The sequence below is a fragment of the Nodularia sp. LEGE 04288 genome (assembly GCF_963896525.1).
In the GTDB taxonomy this organism is placed as follows: domain Bacteria; phylum Cyanobacteriota; class Cyanobacteriia; order Cyanobacteriales; family Nostocaceae; genus Nodularia.
This window is the reverse complement of the sequence record NZ_CAWQOY010000007.1, coordinates 1-17,951: the sequence shown is the minus strand read 5'-3', so window position 1 is coordinate 17,951 and position 17,951 is coordinate 1. Positions and strand designations below refer to the sequence as shown.

Genomic DNA, 17,951 nt, shown 5'->3' with positions numbered 1-17,951 from the left:
CGAAACCACTTAACCTAGAGTCCTTGCGTCGTCTAAACCAGAGGTGGGATTCTCCCCAAGCGTTAATTCGGGTATGCCCTACCCTATTTGCATTAGTGCAAGTCCTGTTTGGTTTGAAACAAATTGTCTCAAAATGCTGATTCGTCTAGCCCCTATGAATCTTTTACCTACTGCTAGGAGGAAACTAGAACAATGCAGTAGAACCGCATAGATTCAATTATCAAGGTTCAGTGCTTCGTCTTTCGACAGCTAGGTTTTTTAAGTGGTTGATTACCTTTCCACTATTATGAGTATAGCAGCATATTGGTACACTCATAAATTGAAAGCAGTCGTAGAACGACGGGGCTTTCAACCCAATTTTTCGGTAAATACCTATATCAACCATATAGGGGCGCTCTATAGCGCGAGGATCAGCAACTGGCAATTGTGTGGGATTTCTGAGACTAGAGGTAATTTATCCCTCGGACAACGAAGCTGTTTGTCTCAGTGACCCAGCTAATATCTCAATTAAAACTGTAACAGACGAATTTTGTCTGCCAAATTGCCATAATGTCAAGTCGCTACGCTCCAATTCAAAATTATTAATTCAAAATTAAAGACAATTAGTAGGAGCATGAACTCGCCACTAATTGTTCGCGTAGCGTCCCGTAGGGAAGACCGCCATAATCTTTGATTTGGCGGGGGCTTGTACCCAAAATTAATCAATTCCAAAATTTTATTTCTTCTTCATTTTGCATTTTGAATTTTGTTCGCGCAGCGTGCCGGAGGCTCTATTTTGAATTCAAAAAAGGTCAAGCAGCACTGCGGCTACTTACGAAAAAAATAATAATCCAATGCCGATGATGGCAATAATTACACCTGCGATCGCTCGCCAACTAACTTTTTCACCAATGCAGATAGCAATAGGAATGACAAATATGGGGCTAGTCTGTAACAAGGTGGAAGCAATTCCCGCAGCCGTGAATTTAATTGCTGTTTGTTGTAGCCAAATGCCCAAATAAGTCCCACAAAAAGCTGCAAAGCAAGTAGCAAAAATGATTTTACCTGATTGTTTGTAGGGAAATGATATTGCTTGCGCCTGATGGTGGGGTAAGCACATCCACCCGAAGAGAATCAATTCGGCTGCACCTAAGCGCAATAATGCAGCCCACACAGATGTAATGCTGCCAGTAGTAAATGCTACGCGAGAGATAACTGTGCCAATGGCATTGGCGATCGCTGCTAATAAGCCCAAGCCGATACCTCGCCATAGGTGCGCGGGGGAATCATCGCTGCTATCGGGAACTCGTTCTGTAACTACCCAAGCAACTCCCAAAATCGTGATCAAAATTCCACACCAAGCACTGATATTTAAAGTTTCCTGAAGCCAAATCATCGAGGCGATCGCAGTCAGGGGAGGCGCAAGGGTGCTGAGAAGTAAAACCCGGCGTGCGCCCAAGTAATTAATCGCCCCCAAAAAAGCAGTATCACCCCAGCTAATACCGATCACTCCACTTAAGCACAGCAGCAAAATTGGCATGGGGGCAGAAATAGGCCAGGATTCCCCAGTGACGAAGATGGTCAAAATTAAGAAGGCGATCGCCACTATCCCCTTGATCAAATTTAGGCGTAGCGGCGGAATATGCTGTCCCACAATGCCATATACCACCGAAGCGATCGCCCACAAACCAGCAGCAGCTAAAGCCGCTAATTCACCTTTGCCATTTATTAAAAAATTATTAAAAATATAATTTACCTCTTAAATAATGCTCAAAAATGTTTAAGATTACAGTAAATAACTGAAAATAATTATAGCACTCTCATCCAGTGAGTGCTAATCTTCCCAAAAAGAATATTCCCATGCCATTGGTAAAAATAAATAGTTTTTCTAGATAGATGGAGAGGTTTCTTTGCCATAATTAATCAGCCGAATCAAGCATTTCCACACAACTAATTAATCATTGGGAGGACTGGAATGAAATATACTTTTGATATTGTAGGCGTATCTCCTACTTGGCAATTTTTTAATCATCAACAACAGACCGTAAACCAACCAATGCCGCGAGGTGTGGAATATCTAATTAGTCATAAATGTACATTAGATGCCTTATTAGAAACTGTGGAACCATTACCAGTTAAATGGGGTTGGAATACCGAACAAGTCATAGATACTGTCGTGCAGTTTTGGTTAAACAACGCCGAGAGTATTCGTTATTGGAAAATCCGTTTAATTGATGCTGGTAATGAGAATATACTCGTCGCTAGGCTGGCAGACATCACATCTTTACAAGCTGAATTTGAATCTCTATTAGGTAAATAAATTGGGGAATAGGGAAATGAGGCGCTTCTGACACAAATCTAAAATAGAGTGTCACTATTGCCCCAGTTCTCTAATATTGTTCATCACTTGTTTATATAAGTCATTGTTATTTTGTGCTTGAAAAATGCCTGCGGCTTGTTGCAAGTCCTTGAGCGCACCCTCTCTGTCTCCCTGAGCAGCACGGGCATTTCCCCGGTTATTGTAGGCGGGGCCAAACTTGGAATTGAGGCGAATGGCTTGATTGTAATCGGCGATCGCACCCTGTCTGTCTCCTTGAGCCGCGCGGGCATTTCCGCGATTATTGTAAGCAATGGCAGATCGAGAATTGAGATTAATGGCTTGGTTGAAGTCATCTAGCGCCCCGTTATTGTCTCCTTGGGAAGCGCGAGCATTTCCCCGATTATTATAAGCCTCCGCATAGCGGGGCGAGAGACGAATAGCTTCGTTATAGTCAGCGATCGCGCGTTGGTGATCTCCTAGAGCAGCGAGGGCATTTCCGCGATTATTGTAGGCTTCGGCATCATTAGGAGAAAGATTAAGAGCTTGGTTGTAATCAGCGATCGCCCTTTGCTTGTCCCCCGCATCAAAATAAGCCAGTCCCCGGCTATTATAAGCCTCCGCATAGTCCGGATCGACATCAATCACTTTAGTATAGGTAGCGATCGCCCCTTGCAAGTCACCTTTGACGTGCTGATTCTTTCCCTGAACATAGAGATTACCTGCTTGGGAACTTTGCGCTATCCGACTGTTAGGAGGACTAACGCCTATTTCTGTCACCAATACATCTTTGTTCTGACTACAAGAAATGCTGGTAATTGCACTCAATGCGGTAACCACAGCTATGGTCAATATTCTTTTAACCTTCTCCTGCTTTTGCTCAAAAAACCGCAGTTTCATAAATTACCCTAAATCGTCATTACACCTGGATTACAATTAGCACTAAACTTAGTTCGTTCCTTTTAATTAAATCTTCTTACCTTCATATAACCTCAATTCAATGAGCGGTTACCTCCTTAATTAAGGATGAAGTATCAAATATTTATCCTGGATAAAATACAGATTTTTTATATGAATTATATTTTAGATAACCAGATGAAGTTTTTCTGTTTTTCCTGATACTTTATGCAGAATTGCCTTATACCAATTTAATATAGGAATCCGGTTTGATTTATGAAAAAATTAAGTATTGTAGGGTGCGTTAGGATGAAGTCCGTAACGCACCATTATTAAGGCTTTGGTGCCGTACTCTCCCCGCTAACACACCCTACGTGTCTGTTCAAAAATCAAATAGTAGTCCTATATAAAGATGCATGAATAAAATTTAACCAGAAATCCAGTTCCCCTCCTCGCTTGCACCGGATGGGTTAGGGGTGGGGTCGAAATAATATGCAGCCTCACAAATAATTGGTATTAGTCAAGCGAAAGTTTAATTAAAATTAAATTTTCCGAACAACATTCGCTGAATCTAAATCAAATATTTGACTATTTAGCAGCTTTACTCCTGCGTATCATCATCTTCTTGATTTTTGCTAGACAGTCGCCAAGATGTACTTACATCAATATCTACAGACAATTGCTCCAAATTTTGACCTAAATCTTTTTGCATTTTCTGTGTCAGTGTGATGGGAAAATCTAAACTCACGTCTTGGCTTTGTACCAGTCTGACTAATTCCGTAAATGGCACTTTTACAGATTTCCGCTGATAACTAGTTAACTTACAGACAGAGGTTTCCATCACATCTTGAGCTTGCATAGCTTTTTTGAAACGTTCTTGCAGATGCTCAAATTCCGACTTTAACAACTGCCAACTTTCTGATAATTCTGTGTATCTGGCATCGAGTGCCGTTAAATCTTCTCTTTGGGGATCTGGGTTACTTACTAGTTGTAACTCTAATAACTGTAAATGTACTTGCGCCAGATAAATACAATCCAAGTAAGCATATTCAATCTGACCTTCACTTAAAGGTCGCCTGCCCCAATCACTGCTTTGTTCCTGTTTGTCAATATAATTAAATTTGCACAGTGCTGTAGCTAAAGTTTTCAGTTGGTAGTTAGGTAATGGCAAAATATAGTAAGGTATTTTCTGAGCTATTTCTAAAGTGCAAGTGATATTTTTCGCTTTCTTATTACTCAGAAACTTTAAATCATAATTGGCATTGTGAAATACTTTCTCAATATCAGGATTGATCATGATTTGCTCAATAAAGTCAGCAACCAGATCCGGCTGATCCAGCACATCTAAAAGAAAAACGCGATCGCCACTCATATCTGTAGGATCATCCAATACCTGAATCAGTGACAGTCTAGGATTACGAGATTTATAATCAGCCACTTCTGTATCGATCCACAAAGTTTTGGCATTGGTATATTCAGCGACTTTGGCACGAATATTACTAGCAGAATTTAAGTATGGCATGAGCAAATCTTTCCTGATAGTTGAGTAAGATGAAGTTAATCACAGTTTTCCAAATTAACATTTTGCATATCCACGCTGATACCTTTAGCGGTTGATATACATATGAAAAAAGATTATCTCATCTTAGGTAGTGGCTTATCGGCATTGGTATTTGGCTCACTGATGGCGAAATCTGGTCAAAAAGTGCAAATCTTGGAAGCTCATGAACATCCGGGGGGATTTGGCCACACCTTTACGATGGCAAAAAAATATAAATTCAATGCCCAATTACATTATGTTTGGGATTGTGGCGAAGGACATACAGTGAATCGTGTCCTGAAAAAACTCAACTTGGATCAAGATGTCACCTTTACTCGATATGATCCTGAAGGTTTTGATCATATGAGAATGCCTGGTTACTCATTAGATATTCCCTCTGAACCCGCAGAGTTAATCCGGCGACTATCTGATCTTTTTCCCCAAGATGCCGAACAGATAGGTAAATTTGTCTGGGAAGTACAAAAAACCAGTCAGGGAGTCAAGAAGTTATCACCCCCAATGATTCCGGCGGAGATATTCGCACATTTGGGTGAAGTATCCACTGCTGTCATGTATCTCAACAGTACGCTGCAAGATGTGTTCGACAAATTCAAGTTACCGCAAGCAGCGCAAACCCTCTTAGCACTACAATGGCCTGATTTTTTATTACCTCCAAATCAAGTTTCTTTTTACGCTTGGGTTATTTTATTTACTGGATATCAACAAGGTGCTTTCTACCCAGTACAGCATTTTGATCATGTAATCAATTCATTAGTCAAGGTAATTGAGGATAATGGCGGCGAAATTCTGCTGAATCAGGAAGTCACTGATTTTGAAGTCATTAACAAAACTGTAACTAAAGTTCAAGCAATTGATAGAATCACCCATCAAAGCCGTGAATTCACTGGTGAAAATATTATCTGCAATATAGATCCGCAAAAAGCTGCTCAGATGATTGGAGTGGAAAACTTCGCGAAAAAAGTCCGCCAAAAGCTTAATTATGAATATTCTCCTTCAAATTTTATGGCTTACTGCGTTGTCAAAGATATTGACTTGCGCGACTACGGATTTGGGAAATGGAATGTCTTTCATACTAGTCATCAGAACTTGAATGAAGCATTTGCTCAAATGTATGAAAAGCATGATTTTTCTCATCCTAGTTTTGCTATAACAACACCATCTTTAATGACAGAGCAGCCAGACAGTCCAGAAGGATGTCAAATCATCGAGTTTTTGACTGTTGCTAATTATGATTACTTTAAAAAACTTAAAGATACTGATGCCAAGGCTTATAGACAAAAAAAAGCCGAAATTTTAGATGCCATTTTAGATGTCGTTGAAAAGAACTATATTCCGAATATTAGAAACCATCTTGTCTTTAAAATTACTGGAAGTCCTACAACCAATGAAAGATATTGTTGGTGTCCCAAAGGAAACTCTTATGGTTCTAATCTCACACCGCGCAATATGGGCATTGGTAGGCTGAATTACCAGACATCTTTCAAAAACTTCTACTTTTGTAATGCTTCATCTGGCTATCCAGGATTTGCGCCAACATTTTGGACTGGAGCCAGCTTATATCAAAAATTATCAGGTGATGTGATTTTACCAAAAGGTTAATAAAATAGATCCCCGACTTCTTGGAGAAGTCGGGGATCTGAGCCTCTTTTGATTATTCATTCGTTTGGTAATGAGATATGAAAATAGCAATTATTGGAGGCGGAGCTAGCGGGATGGTGACAGCATACCTGCTAAATAAACATGGTCATGAAGTCACAGTTTTGGAAAAAGAACCTATTTTAGGTGGACATATTCGGACATTAAATAAAAATGTTAAACCGAATAAATCAGACTGTAATCAGATTTTAGAATGTGGTGTGCTGGAATTTCCCTGTGTATTTCACAACTTTCTCAAATTAATGCAAGAGCTAGAAGTAGAGTTAGAAGCAGTTAATATTGGTTCAGCATTGTTTTTGCAAGATGGTCGTCATTTGCTGTCAGCGTTGATGATCCACCAAAATTTTACAGGAATCCAGCGTTTAATTGAATATTTTAAACTGAATACTCTCTATGCTGGTGCTGGTAAATTATGGATGAAAACGCATTTTGTCCCCAAACAGAATTTGATAAATCAGCCAATTTCCCAATATTTGCCACACCAGTGCATCCGGAATTATTGGCTAAAACTCTTGGTGATGTATAGCTATTCTATGCCATTTGAATTAATTGATAATTGCCCAGTAGAACTGGTAATTCCTACACTACGAGACTATATATTTGTCAACTGGGTGAGGATAAAAGGCGGAGTGTATTCCTATATTGAAAAAATCTTAGAACGCTTTCAGGGGAGAATTTGGCTCAATGTCAAAATTGCCGGAATTATTAGACAAAATGACACAGTTCAAATCAGATTAGCGGATGGTGTGACGCATATTTTCGACAAAGTGGTTTTAGCAGCACCACCTGATCAGGTAATGAAATTATTATCTGATCCGACAAACGAAGAAATTAAACGGTTTTCCGCATGGCAAAAAAACCCAGCCACAACAGTTATACATACAGATACTTCAATATATAGCAGACACGGCATCAAACAAGCTGGGGAATTTGATTTTTTCCAAACAGCACAAGGATGGGGATATAATGCTTACCTCAACCATCTCTGCGGAATATCATCACCTCCTGAATACAGCTTGGCCTTTCACCTGGATAATCTCATCGCTGAGGATAAAATTCTGCACATACAATCACACCACACACCCTTGTACACAGTGGATTCCTTCAAATACAGAAACGAAATTATCACTACCAACGGTGAAAACAATACTTACCATGCGGGAGCCTACCTGGGAGACGGATTGCATGAAGGAGCTATCACATCTGCAATGCGAGTTGCGGAATTAATTCATCATTAAACATTCTCAACTCTTACTCTCTGCGACTCTGCGCCTCTGCGTGAAACAAATTACGACTCTCCCATTCGGCAGATTATCAGCTGAGATACTAGGCAAATTGTTGAGCAAGCCGACGGCATGATCAGCAGTCGGCATGAAAAATTTGTAACTCATTCCCCACAGTTGCATCCGTGGTTTCCCGGTTGTTGATTCTTTGGTAAGATTTTGGGGGCAATCTATTTTAGCGTGGCGCTATGAGGGGGAACAGAAACTACTTTTTTGGCTAAACCCAGAGTCTGCAAGAGTTTAATACTCCACCAAGTCATATCAATCTCCCACCAAGACAATCCAGATTTGGCCATATGAGGATAAGTGTGATGGTTATTGTGCCATCCTTCTCCATAAGTTACCAGCGATACCCACCAAAGGTTACGTGCGCCATCATCGGCATCAAAGGTACGATAACCCCAAAGGTGTGAGGCTGAGTTGACAAACCAGGTGGAATGCCATAGTAAGACTGACCGCAAAAATGTGCCGTAAATAACAAAAGACCAACCACCTAAGACATACAGCAGCAACCCCAAGGGAATTTGCAAGAGGAGGAAGTAGCGATCCAGCCAGCGATAGAAAGGTTGTCTTGCTAAATCAGGCGCATATTTTTGATAAACGTCATAATCAAAAAATTCAGACCGTGGGTAAAAAATCCACAGCATATGGCTCCACCAAAATCCTCGCTGGGCAGAATATGGGTCTAGGTTGATATCTTCTGTGTGGGCGTGATGCTGGCGGTGTCCACCAACCCAGAAAATCGGACCTCCTTGTAGAGCCAGCGCTCCGATAGTGGCGATCGCATATTCTAACCACTTAGGGACTTGAAAACTTTTATGGCTCAACAGTCGATGATATCCTAGACAAATGCCGATACTCCCGAATAACCAGTGGAGAAACACCAGCAAACCTAATGCTGGCCAAGAGAAGAACCAAGGAGCTAGGAGAGCTAAGGCATGAAATGCAGCAAAAAATACCACGTTCACCCACCGAAGACGAGGTGAATTTCCTACATCAGGAGTGAACGCCAGAAACTTCGCAGTCATAAAAATTCCTGTTGATGGATGATCAAGCGATTTGCTATTTCTTGGTGCAACCCCAGTAGGATTTTGCCCACTCTGCACAAGCAGTTAGTTACAGTTTAGTTACAGTAAAGAAAAGCAAGTATCACTTACATTTGTTATGCTAACAGACCTGTAACTTTCATGCAAGTACCACTTGCATTATTCCTTATGACATACCAACCAATTTCAGCACGTCAACGTCTGATTCAATCAGCACTGGAATTATTTACAGCTCAGGGAGTCAGCGCCACCACAACCCGCCAAATCGCTGAAAAAGCTGAAGTCAACGAAGTCACGTTATTCCGAAATTTTGGGAACAAGCATGGGCTGTTATTGTCTGTGCTGGAAGAATCCGCAGCTTTCAAGAATTTAGGCGAGTCGCTGGTGCAAAGGGCTACTCCTCCTGGTGACATCTACCAAGCCCTCAAAGATTATGCAAGTGACAGCTTATATGCTTTAGAAAGAATACCGGAGTTAGTTCGGTCTGTGGTGGGTGAAGCTAACCAGTACCCCACGGAAAATCGCCGTGCTTTAGGACGTGGTTTAACTGAAGCCAACCGCTATGTAGCCGAGTATTTAGCGACTGTTATTCAGCAAGGAGATTTAAATACCTATCTCCCCGCAGAAAAATTAGCTAGTTTGCTGAATGTGATGATCCTGGGGTATGCGGTAATTGAATTTACCAGTGAATTTAATGAGCTTTGGGTGGATCGGGATGATTTTCTGGAGAATTTAGTCGAGTTATTTTTACACGGTGCGATGTCATCTTCGGGAACAGCAGTCACAGTTCGGGAAAATGTGCAGGAAGTAGCTGATTTACCAGTGGGTTTAGTTCACCAAATTTTGCAACAAGCTCGAAAGTTGGGAACACAAGATTATGCTTTGGCTTATGTGTTATTTGGTGCGGGCTTATCTGGGAGAGAAATTGTCAGTTTGCAGCAAAATCACCAAATCTGTGATAATTCTGGACATTTCCTCCAAATTACTACCCCAGAATTGCGCCGCCAAGTCCCTGTTAATCAGTGGATTCTCGGTAAACGCTATGGTTCTTACAGCAATAACCCTTTAATCAAATGGCTGAAAAGTCGTAAAGATCATCAACCTGCGATGTTTGTCAATGAAACGGGTCAAGCTATGACAGAATCAGATTTATGTCAACATTGGCAAGTATGGACCGAGGGATTGTTAACGCCTCAAGGACAACCACCTGCGATCGCACAAACCCAACATACCTGGTGTGTCGAAATGTTAATGCGGGGAATGAGCTGGGAAAACCTGACTATTCTCACAGGTTGCGATCGCACCCAATTACAATCCTATGCCAAAAGAGCCAAAGAAAAAGCCGCCCTAGAGCAAGCAACTCGTTTAGATCATAAGCCTATATAGTGTCACCGCCTACTGATTAATCTATCTATTAGCTGATACTTTGGTAATTTTTATTCCTTGGTTGTGATGTTTACAACATGATCACTTTGGCTATGAATATCTATAATCAATCTCACTACTTATCAAACCCCATGAAACAAAGTCATTTATTTTGATATAATCGATAATTTTGCTGTGATTAATTTATTGATATCTCGATAAACTCGACAATTCATATTGATCAGATCATCACCAATATTGAATACTAAATCTGTTGCATATGGGTTGCACTTGCATATTAATCAGTTTATTCTCTGTAAATAAATAATGTAACCCTATAGTATTTATTGAGCGAATTGAGGTATGAAAAGTTAAAAATAATACATATATACATTCATTTAAATCATCTCATATTTTAATTCGCTATTAAATTCACAGAGTTACAGTACAATCTAAAACTTTGAAACTCTGGTGCATAAAGCATTCCACATAATTGGACTCATATAAAAATAGCAGAGCTTGCTGGCATGAAACTCTCGAAGCTAGATCCACTTATACCGCTAACAGAATTAAGAGTAAAACTTATGAAATTACCAAAAGATTATTCGCTTCATGAGGATGAATTGATAGAGTTTTTATCCCAACGCAGATGGCCAGATAGCAATCGGCGCATTGATCGGACAACTTTCTGGCGGTGGAGGAATGACAACCAAATTGAGCATCAAAAAGTATTCAGCAGATTAGATATTTTAAAACTCTGTCAAATTTGCGACCACTACCGATTAGATGGAACTCGCAATGAATACTTGGCGAGATTTAACCAACAAAAAGAGTTGTCCATCAAAAAATAAATATCTCTAAAAAAGTTGAATTATTGCATAAATTGAGAGTAATTTGTCAAAATCTCCCTTCTCCTTACTAACTACCGTGTACACACAAGTGATCCAATCGCCCCCTAACCCCCAATTCTGGGGGAACAAGAATTTTCAAAGTCCCCCAAACTTGGGGGATTTAGGGGGCTAAACAGGCTCAAACGCAGACAGGCAAGATTTGTGTGTACACCGTAGTCTCCTTACTAAGGAGAGGGGCTGGGGGGTGAGGTTCTTCGGTGAGTCCTCACTACAAGCCTCTCTGACTTGGCGTTCTTCTCTTCTGTTGACAAAGACGCTACGCGGTAAGCGAAGCTATGCCGAAGGCTTTAGGCTTCTTCTCCCAAAGGGAGAGGCTAGCGCCAAGGCCGTTCCTTGATTAAAATAAAATTTTAATCTTTATTGATCATGGTGTCTCCCCAACCCATTAACCCTGCTCCCGGACAAGAATCAGTTTGGGATTACCCTCGTCCCCCTCGCCTAGAAGACACAAGCAAACATATTCAAATCCTCTTTAATGGAGTAACAATTGCAGACACTCACAACGCCAAACGGGTTTTAGAAACCAGCCATCCACCGGGTTACTACATTCCCCCTGCTGACATCAAAATGGAACACCTAGTACGGATGCCAAAATCCAGCTTTTGTGAATGGAAAGGCTCTGCTGGTTACTACACCATCCGCGTTGGTGATAAAGAAGCACAGAATGCGGCTTGGTTCTATCCCGACCCTACACCAGCTTTTGCAACTATTAAAGATTATGTAGCATTTTATGCCCATCTTATGGATGGTTGCTACGTCGATGGCGAAAAAGTACAACCGCAACCAGGTAACTTTTACGGTGGTTGGGTTACCAATGATATTGTTGGGCCGTTTAAGGGTAGTCCTGGCACTTGGGGATGGTAAAGTGCTTAAAAGTTTCACTGAGATCATCCAGTGGCGCAAGCGGATATTCTTCCCAACAGGTAATCACGCTGCGGCTGTTCTGGCTGCGGTGATTGGGATTTTGGAGTGATGAGAGCAAGGCGATATGGTTTTTAACCCGTCGCTTTGTTTATATTCTTGCTTATTGCAAACTATTCCTAAAAACTTTATAATTCGGCTTGATTGATTTTCTACTACCTGCCAGAAATGTTTTAGTCCCCTTGCGGGGATTAGTTTAGCGGAAAGGTTTAAAAAATCTTCTCTAAAAGTGACCTTACCTGATTTGTTTCAGTCCCCTTGCGGGGATTAGTTTAGCGGAAAGACTTATGGATTTTGTAGCAAAGATTTGAAGAAGTTTATGTTTCAGTCCCCTTGCGGGGATTAGTTTAGCGGAAAGCTGAACACGTCTTATGGAACGGTCAGCTTAAAGTGTTTCAGTCCCCTTGCGGGGATTAGTTTAGCGGAAAGGCAGAAATTTCATTTATTCACTTAATGCTTACAGATGTTTCAGTCCCCTTGCGGGGATTAGTTTAGCGGAAAGTCTAGAATGGATTTTCACCGATAAATTTGTACTAGAACGTTTCAGTCCCCTTGCGGGGATTAGTTTAGCGGAAAGTGGTGAGCGATCGCCACACTGGTCCGGTTGCCTTGATGTTTCAGTCCCCTTGCGGGGATTAGTTTAGCGGAAAGTTCTGAGTATTTTGGCTTCTCGCCCATATTTTTCTACAGTTTCAGTCCCCTTGCGGGGATTAGTTTAGCGGAAAGTTTCCATTGCCTGAAACAAAGCGACACGCGACCAAGGTTTCAGTCCCCTTGCGGGGATTAGTTTAGCGGAAAGTCCGCCATCTGAAACATAGTCTACCAGTGGATTCTGGAGGCGATTTTGGCAAAGCTGATCTAGAAACCCTATTTCAGGCTTCGCGAAATTCGCAACTGAAACTTATGAAACTCTGTAACTATTGATTTTTCAAGGTTCTGGCGATTTGGCAAACCCCCCAGGGTTTTTGACCTCACTATAGGTCTGCCAAAATTTAAGCTGATGACATCATCATAAGATGATTGTTTGCTCTTGTCGAGATATATTACTTTGCATTTGAATGGTTTAGCGATCGCCTAGCCAATTTTGTGTAAATTCTAACTGTAGCAACAGGCATTTCTAAATCATTGGCGATCGCCTTGAGAGATTCTCCCATTTCCCGCCGTCCTAAAATTGTAGCCCAAGTTGCCGCTATTTTCTCAGTGCGATCTGCTTTGCAGCAGCGCTGACGCGATCGCTCGCAAATTGCAAGTGAGCTATGGTATAGATATCCAGTTTTTCACCAAATTCTTTCAGGCTGATATCAATAGCTTTTTGCAGTTCGCACAATTTATACCAAGCTATTGTCCGACCATCTTCGGGTGTGTCTGTAGGATGCAATATGATTTCTAGCAAAATATTTAAGTGTTCTTGTTGCAAAGAACGGCGGATACTGGAAATTGTCTGTGGTTCCTCTGGGGCTAACACTTCTGTCCAGATACCTTGTTGCAGAGTGTCAAACAATTCGGGGATAGAAAGCGCTTCTCCATGCGGAGATTTTAATTCTATATCTCGTAACCGATTTAAGCGATCGCCATCCAACAGCGATCGCAATATTTCACTTTGGAACCTGAGAATTGTTTCGTGAATCGGATAATCAAGGCGGTTATAGGGTACAGAATTACCCCAGTGTTGCCAACGCGACGGTGCTAACTGATTCAGTAATGGTGGTGAAAAATTGAAAACATCCTCAGCAAAAACATACTCTTGTAATTTTGCCAATACTTGACGTTGTTTGAGCAGCGAAACTGGTACAAATGCCCAGTCAGGATCATCACTCACATGGAGACGCTGAAATGATTGTCCACCAATATATCGAGGCAATAAGGTCGCGTTCCGAAAATAATATTTCAGGATTTGGTTAAATAAAAACCGTAGGTTACTATAGCTTTCTCCTAGAGATAAATAACCCTTATCAAGACGCTGCCACATTACACGAGCATTATCCATTTGCCCCTGAGAATACAATAGGACATCGCTACTCATATCCCACAGATTTGCCAAAGGATTAATATCCCAAATATCTTCATCAGTGGCGTAAGATAATTCAGCTTGAGGCGATGCTAAAGCAATCTCTTCTAAAAAACTTGTTTCGGCTTCTGGGTGAACATTAGTTTTATAACCATAAACAATCGCCCATTCATCGTAAGGGCCAACAATCCCTGGAAAATAGTCACCTTGCACAATTCCTGGTGGCGCTATATTCACAGGGAGATAATCCATCACCGAACCGACTAAACCTTTGCTATGAGTGATTTCGGGATTATTTAAATCTTCAGGAGCTAACATGGTGCTACCCTGAAAGTTATGGCGTAAACCGAGAGTATGCCCGACTTCGTGAGCGATTAAAGAACGTAAATATTGATGCACATAATCCTGCATGGCTTCACTACTCGGTGTAGTTTTTTGCAAAATTGATAACACTAGCGCCCCCATCGCTGCTTGCTCTGAAGACTCCATCCCATAGCAGACATCATCCGATAATCCTGTTCTGTCTAACCCCATTGCAGGTATATTACCTGAACATTGGTTTTTACCCAGGGATGTATTTGCTGCCATCAATGCGCGATATTCGTGCTGAATTGAGCGCACCATATTGGCATCTACGATAATATCTGCGTCCAATATTTCCCCAGTAAATGGGTTGACGCGCACAGGCCCTCTAGCAAAACCTGCATCCAGAGAATTGAACCAGCGAATAGTATTGTAACGGATATCTGCGGGTTGCCAATCAGCATCATCTGGCATTTGCCGGACTTCAATGGCATTTTGGAATCCAGCTTTAGCAAATGCTTTGTTCCACATTAAAATGCCTTCACGAATTGCCTCACGGTATGATACAGGGACAGCATTTTCAATCCAAAACACAATCGGCTTTTTCGGTGGAGATATGGGTGCATCAGGAGCGGATGGTTCTAGATGCCAACGATTGATGTAACGTACAAATGGTTTGTAGTCGTGATGATCAGCAAAATTTTGGAAAGCCGTAATAAAATATCCTACTCTGTCGTCGGCAAGTCTAGGAATATAACCGTTATTTTCGCTGAGTTGGGAAAAGCTGTAGTGTACTTGCAGAGTCAACCCTCTGCTATCAGGTAAGGTAATTAAATTGGCTCCATCTGGTGAGGAAAACCCGTAAAATGCATCAATTTCTAGATTCTCTGGAAAACTATTGATAGCACCAAAATATGACTTGCTTTGTTCTAGGCGATAATCAGCCTGTAAGGAGTATTTTAATAAGGGGGTTAATCCGGGAAAATCCTGCATTAACAGATGATCTAGATTAATTAAAATATTTTTACTGTATGAATCAATACTTTCTATTGGCAGTGCATACAGAACCGAGTCGCTAAATGAACGAGTTAGCGATCGCTTTTCTGGTTCATTTGGTTCTGCACGAAATTTCACATTCCGCACCACAAAGTGTAAATTATTATTAACTCGCCGCAAGTAGAAGAGGAAGTCAGAAAGTGGTAAGCCACTATAAAGCCCACTTTCCCCAATACCCGATTCTAATGTCACTGTCGCCAGGTAATTTTTATTCAGTTGCTCTGGTGTAATTTCCCAGTAAATTTGTCCTGATTCCTGACTGGAATATAGTGTAAACAGTCCTGCTAATTTATCAGTGGCTTTAATTACTTCACGAAATCGGGGCCAATCTTCCTTTCTATTGTTCCCAAAGTTCTCAACTTCTGGGAGTAAAGTTAATTGCTGCATATCAGGAGAGTCAAGTTGGCTAGCTGCTGCGTAATTAAAATTGTGTAGCAAATTGTACACTAAGATTATGCAGATTACTAATTTCGTGATCCAGTTTTTCATCCTTTAGTTTTTCTCTCCAGCAGTGCTGATATCGAGAACCATCTCTGTATCTGTCTTCGGGAATATTACTGTGTGCCTACAACTTGCTCAATTTACAGCTTCAGGGTAATTTTTCATTGATTCAGATAAAATTCATCACATAGCAATATTTATGTCTTGAGATAGATGTTTTTTGATTGTATATGTATTTTAAATATTAAATGTATTTAATACTACTTTTAACTAACAGCGATCATCCCACTTTGGCAAATATAGGAATCCGGTTTGATTGACGAAAAAATTGGCGTTGCTGAACTAAAGTCTGAAATGCCAAAATCACCTTAATTTTTCTTCCTACCTTTGCGCCTACCCTTCGGGAACGGCTTCGCCGAATGCGCCTTTGCGTGAGACTAATTCATATTTGAAATCAGCAACGCCAAAAAATTAAGTATTGTAGGGTGCGTTAGGATGAAGTCCGTAACGCACCATTATTAAGGCTTTGGTGCGTTACGCTACCGCTAACACACCCTACTGGCGTGGCAAGGCTAAAATGTTGCAATAGATTTTTGAGAAAGACAATACATTCTGATGCCATTTTGTCAGATTAATGACTGCTCAAAATCTTTTCTCCCTACAAATGTCTAATTTTATTCTTTGTTTACATTTTTCTTTCAGTAATTACAGCTTGTGACAGTTGAAGGTGCGGAATGTGGGATATATATATATATTCTTTGTGCAATTAAGCTATGAGCTATCCAGACTTTTCCCCACAAGGCTATCAGGTCATCAGCGAACTGGGACGGAATCGGGAAGGGGGAAGAATTGCATGGTTAGCGACAGACTTAAATACAAGTCAACAGGTGGTAGTCAAGCAGTTCTGTTTTGCTCAAGTTGCTTCAAATTGGTCAGCTTACAAAGAACATGAGCGAGAAATTCAAGTCCTACGAGGACTCAATCACCCAGGTATTCCCAAATATTTGGGTGCATTGGAAACACCGGATGGCTTTTGTTTAATCCAAGAATACAAAAACGCCCCGAATTTAGCAATTCAACGCAGCTTTGAACCAGAAGAAATTAAACAAATAGCCGTCAAAGCCCTAGAAATTTTAGTTTATTTGCAAAATCGGATTCCTGCGGTCATCCATCGAGACATTAAACCAGAAAATATCTTGGTAGATGAGCAAATCAATGTTTATCTGATTGACTTTGGCATGAGTCGCATTGGGAGCCAGGAACTAGCTGCTAGCAGTGTATTTAATGGTACGCCTGGTTTTATTCCCCCCGAACAAATACGTAAGCCAACAGTAGGCTCTGACCTGTATGGTTTGGGTGCAACGCTGATTTGTCTGCTAACTGGGACAAAATCAATGCAGATGCCAGATTTAGCAGATGATGATGACCCTTATGTGATTAATTTCCGTCATTTATTACCTCAGTTAAGTCCGCGCTTTCTCAACTGGTTGGAGTTGATGGTCAAACCTCGACTCAAGGAACGTTTTGCTAATGCACAAACAGCTTTAGATGCGTTAAAACCTCTGGATGTGGTGCGTGTACCAGAAGTAAAATTGAGTCAATCGATATTAGTGTTTCACGCAAGTACGTTAGGTGAAAAGCTCAAACAATCTATTCAGGTTGTCAACACCATGTCTGGTACGATGCTCGAAGGGAAATGGGAAGTCGCGCCCCATCCCCAAGACCCTCCTCATACGCCAGATTCTCACCCTTGGATTGTTGTAGAACCCGCTCTGGTTAGCCGCAATGATACTGTGTGTACTGTCTTGTTAAATACTAGCAAGTTAATGAGTGATAAGTTGTATCAACGTCAGTTGCTATTACGTACTAATGCTGATCCAGAAGTTTACTGTTTAACTGTGCAAGTACAGACGGCTCCTCTGCCGATTGAAAGCCGAAAAGCTTATCTTATTTACATATTCTTAGCTTGTGCTGTTGTCTCTATATTATTCTCTTGGGCTATAACTATTGGTGGGTCTGAGACTGTAATTAGGGCTGTAGTTAGGGCTGTAGTTGGGGCTGTAATTGGGGCTGTAATTGGGGCTTTGGTTGGGGTTGGGAGCGCTGCGAGTAGAGCTACGAGTAGGGCTGCGAGTGTGGCTGCGAGTGTGGGGGTGTTTGGGGCGGTGATAGGGGCTTTGATAGGGGCTGGGAGCGCTGCCAATGGG

Annotated in this window: 12 protein-coding genes, 1 pseudogene and 1 CRISPR repeat array; of the genes and pseudogenes, 7 read left to right on the top strand and 6 right to left on the bottom strand. The window is 41.2% G+C overall.

Annotation, left to right across the window (positions count from 1 at the left end):
• Positions 1–811: 811 nt before the first annotated feature.
• Positions 812–1,648 carry a DMT family transporter gene (locus AACX33_RS00515; protein ID WP_339405879.1) on the bottom strand — a complete coding sequence of 279 codons (837 nt, stop codon included), beginning with the start codon at positions 1,646–1,648 and terminating at the stop codon, positions 812–814.
• Between the two features lie 306 nt (positions 1,649–1,954).
• On the opposite strand from AACX33_RS00515, the gene AACX33_RS00510 reads away from it, so the two are divergent.
• Positions 1,955–2,299, top strand: coding sequence for a hypothetical protein (locus tag AACX33_RS00510; RefSeq protein ID WP_194003504.1), 345 nt, complete (start codon positions 1,955–1,957; stop codon positions 2,297–2,299).
• A 54-nt stretch (positions 2,300–2,353) separates the two neighbouring features.
• Here the strand turns inward: AACX33_RS00510 and AACX33_RS00505 are convergent, their stop codons facing one another.
• Positions 2,354–3,196: a tetratricopeptide repeat protein gene (locus AACX33_RS00505; RefSeq protein ID WP_194003502.1), complete on the bottom strand. Its 843-nt coding sequence runs from the start codon at positions 3,194–3,196 to the stop codon at positions 2,354–2,356.
• A gap of 598 nt (positions 3,197–3,794) precedes the next feature.
• Positions 3,795–4,715, bottom strand: coding sequence for a ribonuclease D (locus AACX33_RS00500; RefSeq protein ID WP_194003500.1), 921 nt, complete (start codon positions 4,713–4,715; stop codon positions 3,795–3,797).
• Between the two features lie 102 nt (positions 4,716–4,817).
• On the opposite strand from AACX33_RS00500, the gene AACX33_RS00495 reads away from it, so the two are divergent.
• Together AACX33_RS00495 and AACX33_RS00490 are read left to right on the top strand one after the other, a co-directional pair.
• Complete coding sequence (locus AACX33_RS00495) at positions 4,818–6,353, top strand: phytoene desaturase family protein (protein ID WP_194003498.1); 1,536 nt, start codon at positions 4,818–4,820, stop codon at positions 6,351–6,353.
• A 77-nt stretch (positions 6,354–6,430) separates the two neighbouring features.
• Positions 6,431–7,648, top strand: a complete 1,218-nt coding sequence (locus AACX33_RS00490; protein ID WP_194003496.1) for an FAD-dependent oxidoreductase — start codon at positions 6,431–6,433, stop codon at positions 7,646–7,648.
• A 215-nt stretch (positions 7,649–7,863) separates the two neighbouring features.
• On the opposite strand, the gene AACX33_RS00485 is transcribed toward AACX33_RS00490, so the two are convergent.
• Positions 7,864–8,721 carry an acyl-CoA desaturase gene (locus AACX33_RS00485; RefSeq protein WP_194003494.1) on the bottom strand — a complete coding sequence of 286 codons (858 nt, stop codon included), beginning with the start codon at positions 8,719–8,721 and terminating at the stop codon, positions 7,864–7,866.
• A gap of 186 nt (positions 8,722–8,907) precedes the next feature.
• On the opposite strand from AACX33_RS00485, the gene AACX33_RS00480 reads away from it, so the two are divergent.
• The 3 genes from AACX33_RS00480 to AACX33_RS00470 all read left to right on the top strand — a co-directional run bounded on the left by AACX33_RS00480 (position 8,908) and on the right by AACX33_RS00470 (position 11,879).
• The gene (locus AACX33_RS00480) at positions 8,908–10,125 is read left to right on the top strand and encodes a TetR/AcrR family transcriptional regulator (RefSeq protein ID WP_194003492.1); all 1,218 of its coding nucleotides are present in this window, start codon (positions 8,908–8,910) and stop codon (positions 10,123–10,125) included.
• Between the two features lie 506 nt (positions 10,126–10,631).
• Entirely contained in the window at positions 10,632–10,955 is a 324-nt protein-coding gene (locus tag AACX33_RS00475; protein WP_194003490.1) for a hypothetical protein, read from the top strand.
• Positions 10,956–11,381: 426 nt separating this feature from the next.
• A complete protein-coding gene (locus AACX33_RS00470; RefSeq protein WP_194003488.1) occupies positions 11,382–11,879 on the top strand; it encodes a DUF427 domain-containing protein in 498 nt (165 codons plus the stop codon).
• Between the two features lie 226 nt (positions 11,880–12,105).
• Positions 12,106–12,735: direct repeats of the CRISPR family, unit length 38 nt; unit sequence TGTTTCAGTCCCCTTGCGGGGATTAGTTTAGCGGAAAG.
• Positions 12,736–12,979: 244 nt separating this feature from the next.
• Here the strand turns inward: AACX33_RS00470 and AACX33_RS26435 are convergent.
• Both AACX33_RS26435 and AACX33_RS00465 read right to left on the bottom strand, forming a co-directional pair.
• Positions 12,980–13,144, bottom strand: a pseudogene (locus tag AACX33_RS26435) (CRISPR-associated endoribonuclease Cas6); the annotation flags it as partial.
• Entirely contained in the window at positions 13,126–15,792 is a 2,667-nt protein-coding gene (locus AACX33_RS00465; protein ID WP_194003486.1) for a zinc-dependent metalloprotease, read from the bottom strand. The gene AACX33_RS00465 and the pseudogene AACX33_RS26435, both read right to left, overlap by 19 nt.
• Positions 15,793–16,517: 725 nt before the next feature.
• On the opposite strand from AACX33_RS00465, the gene AACX33_RS00460 reads away from it, so the two are divergent.
• A partial coding sequence (locus tag AACX33_RS00460) for a serine/threonine protein kinase (protein ID WP_227789365.1) occupies positions 16,518–17,951 on the top strand: 1,434 nt, incomplete at its 3' end.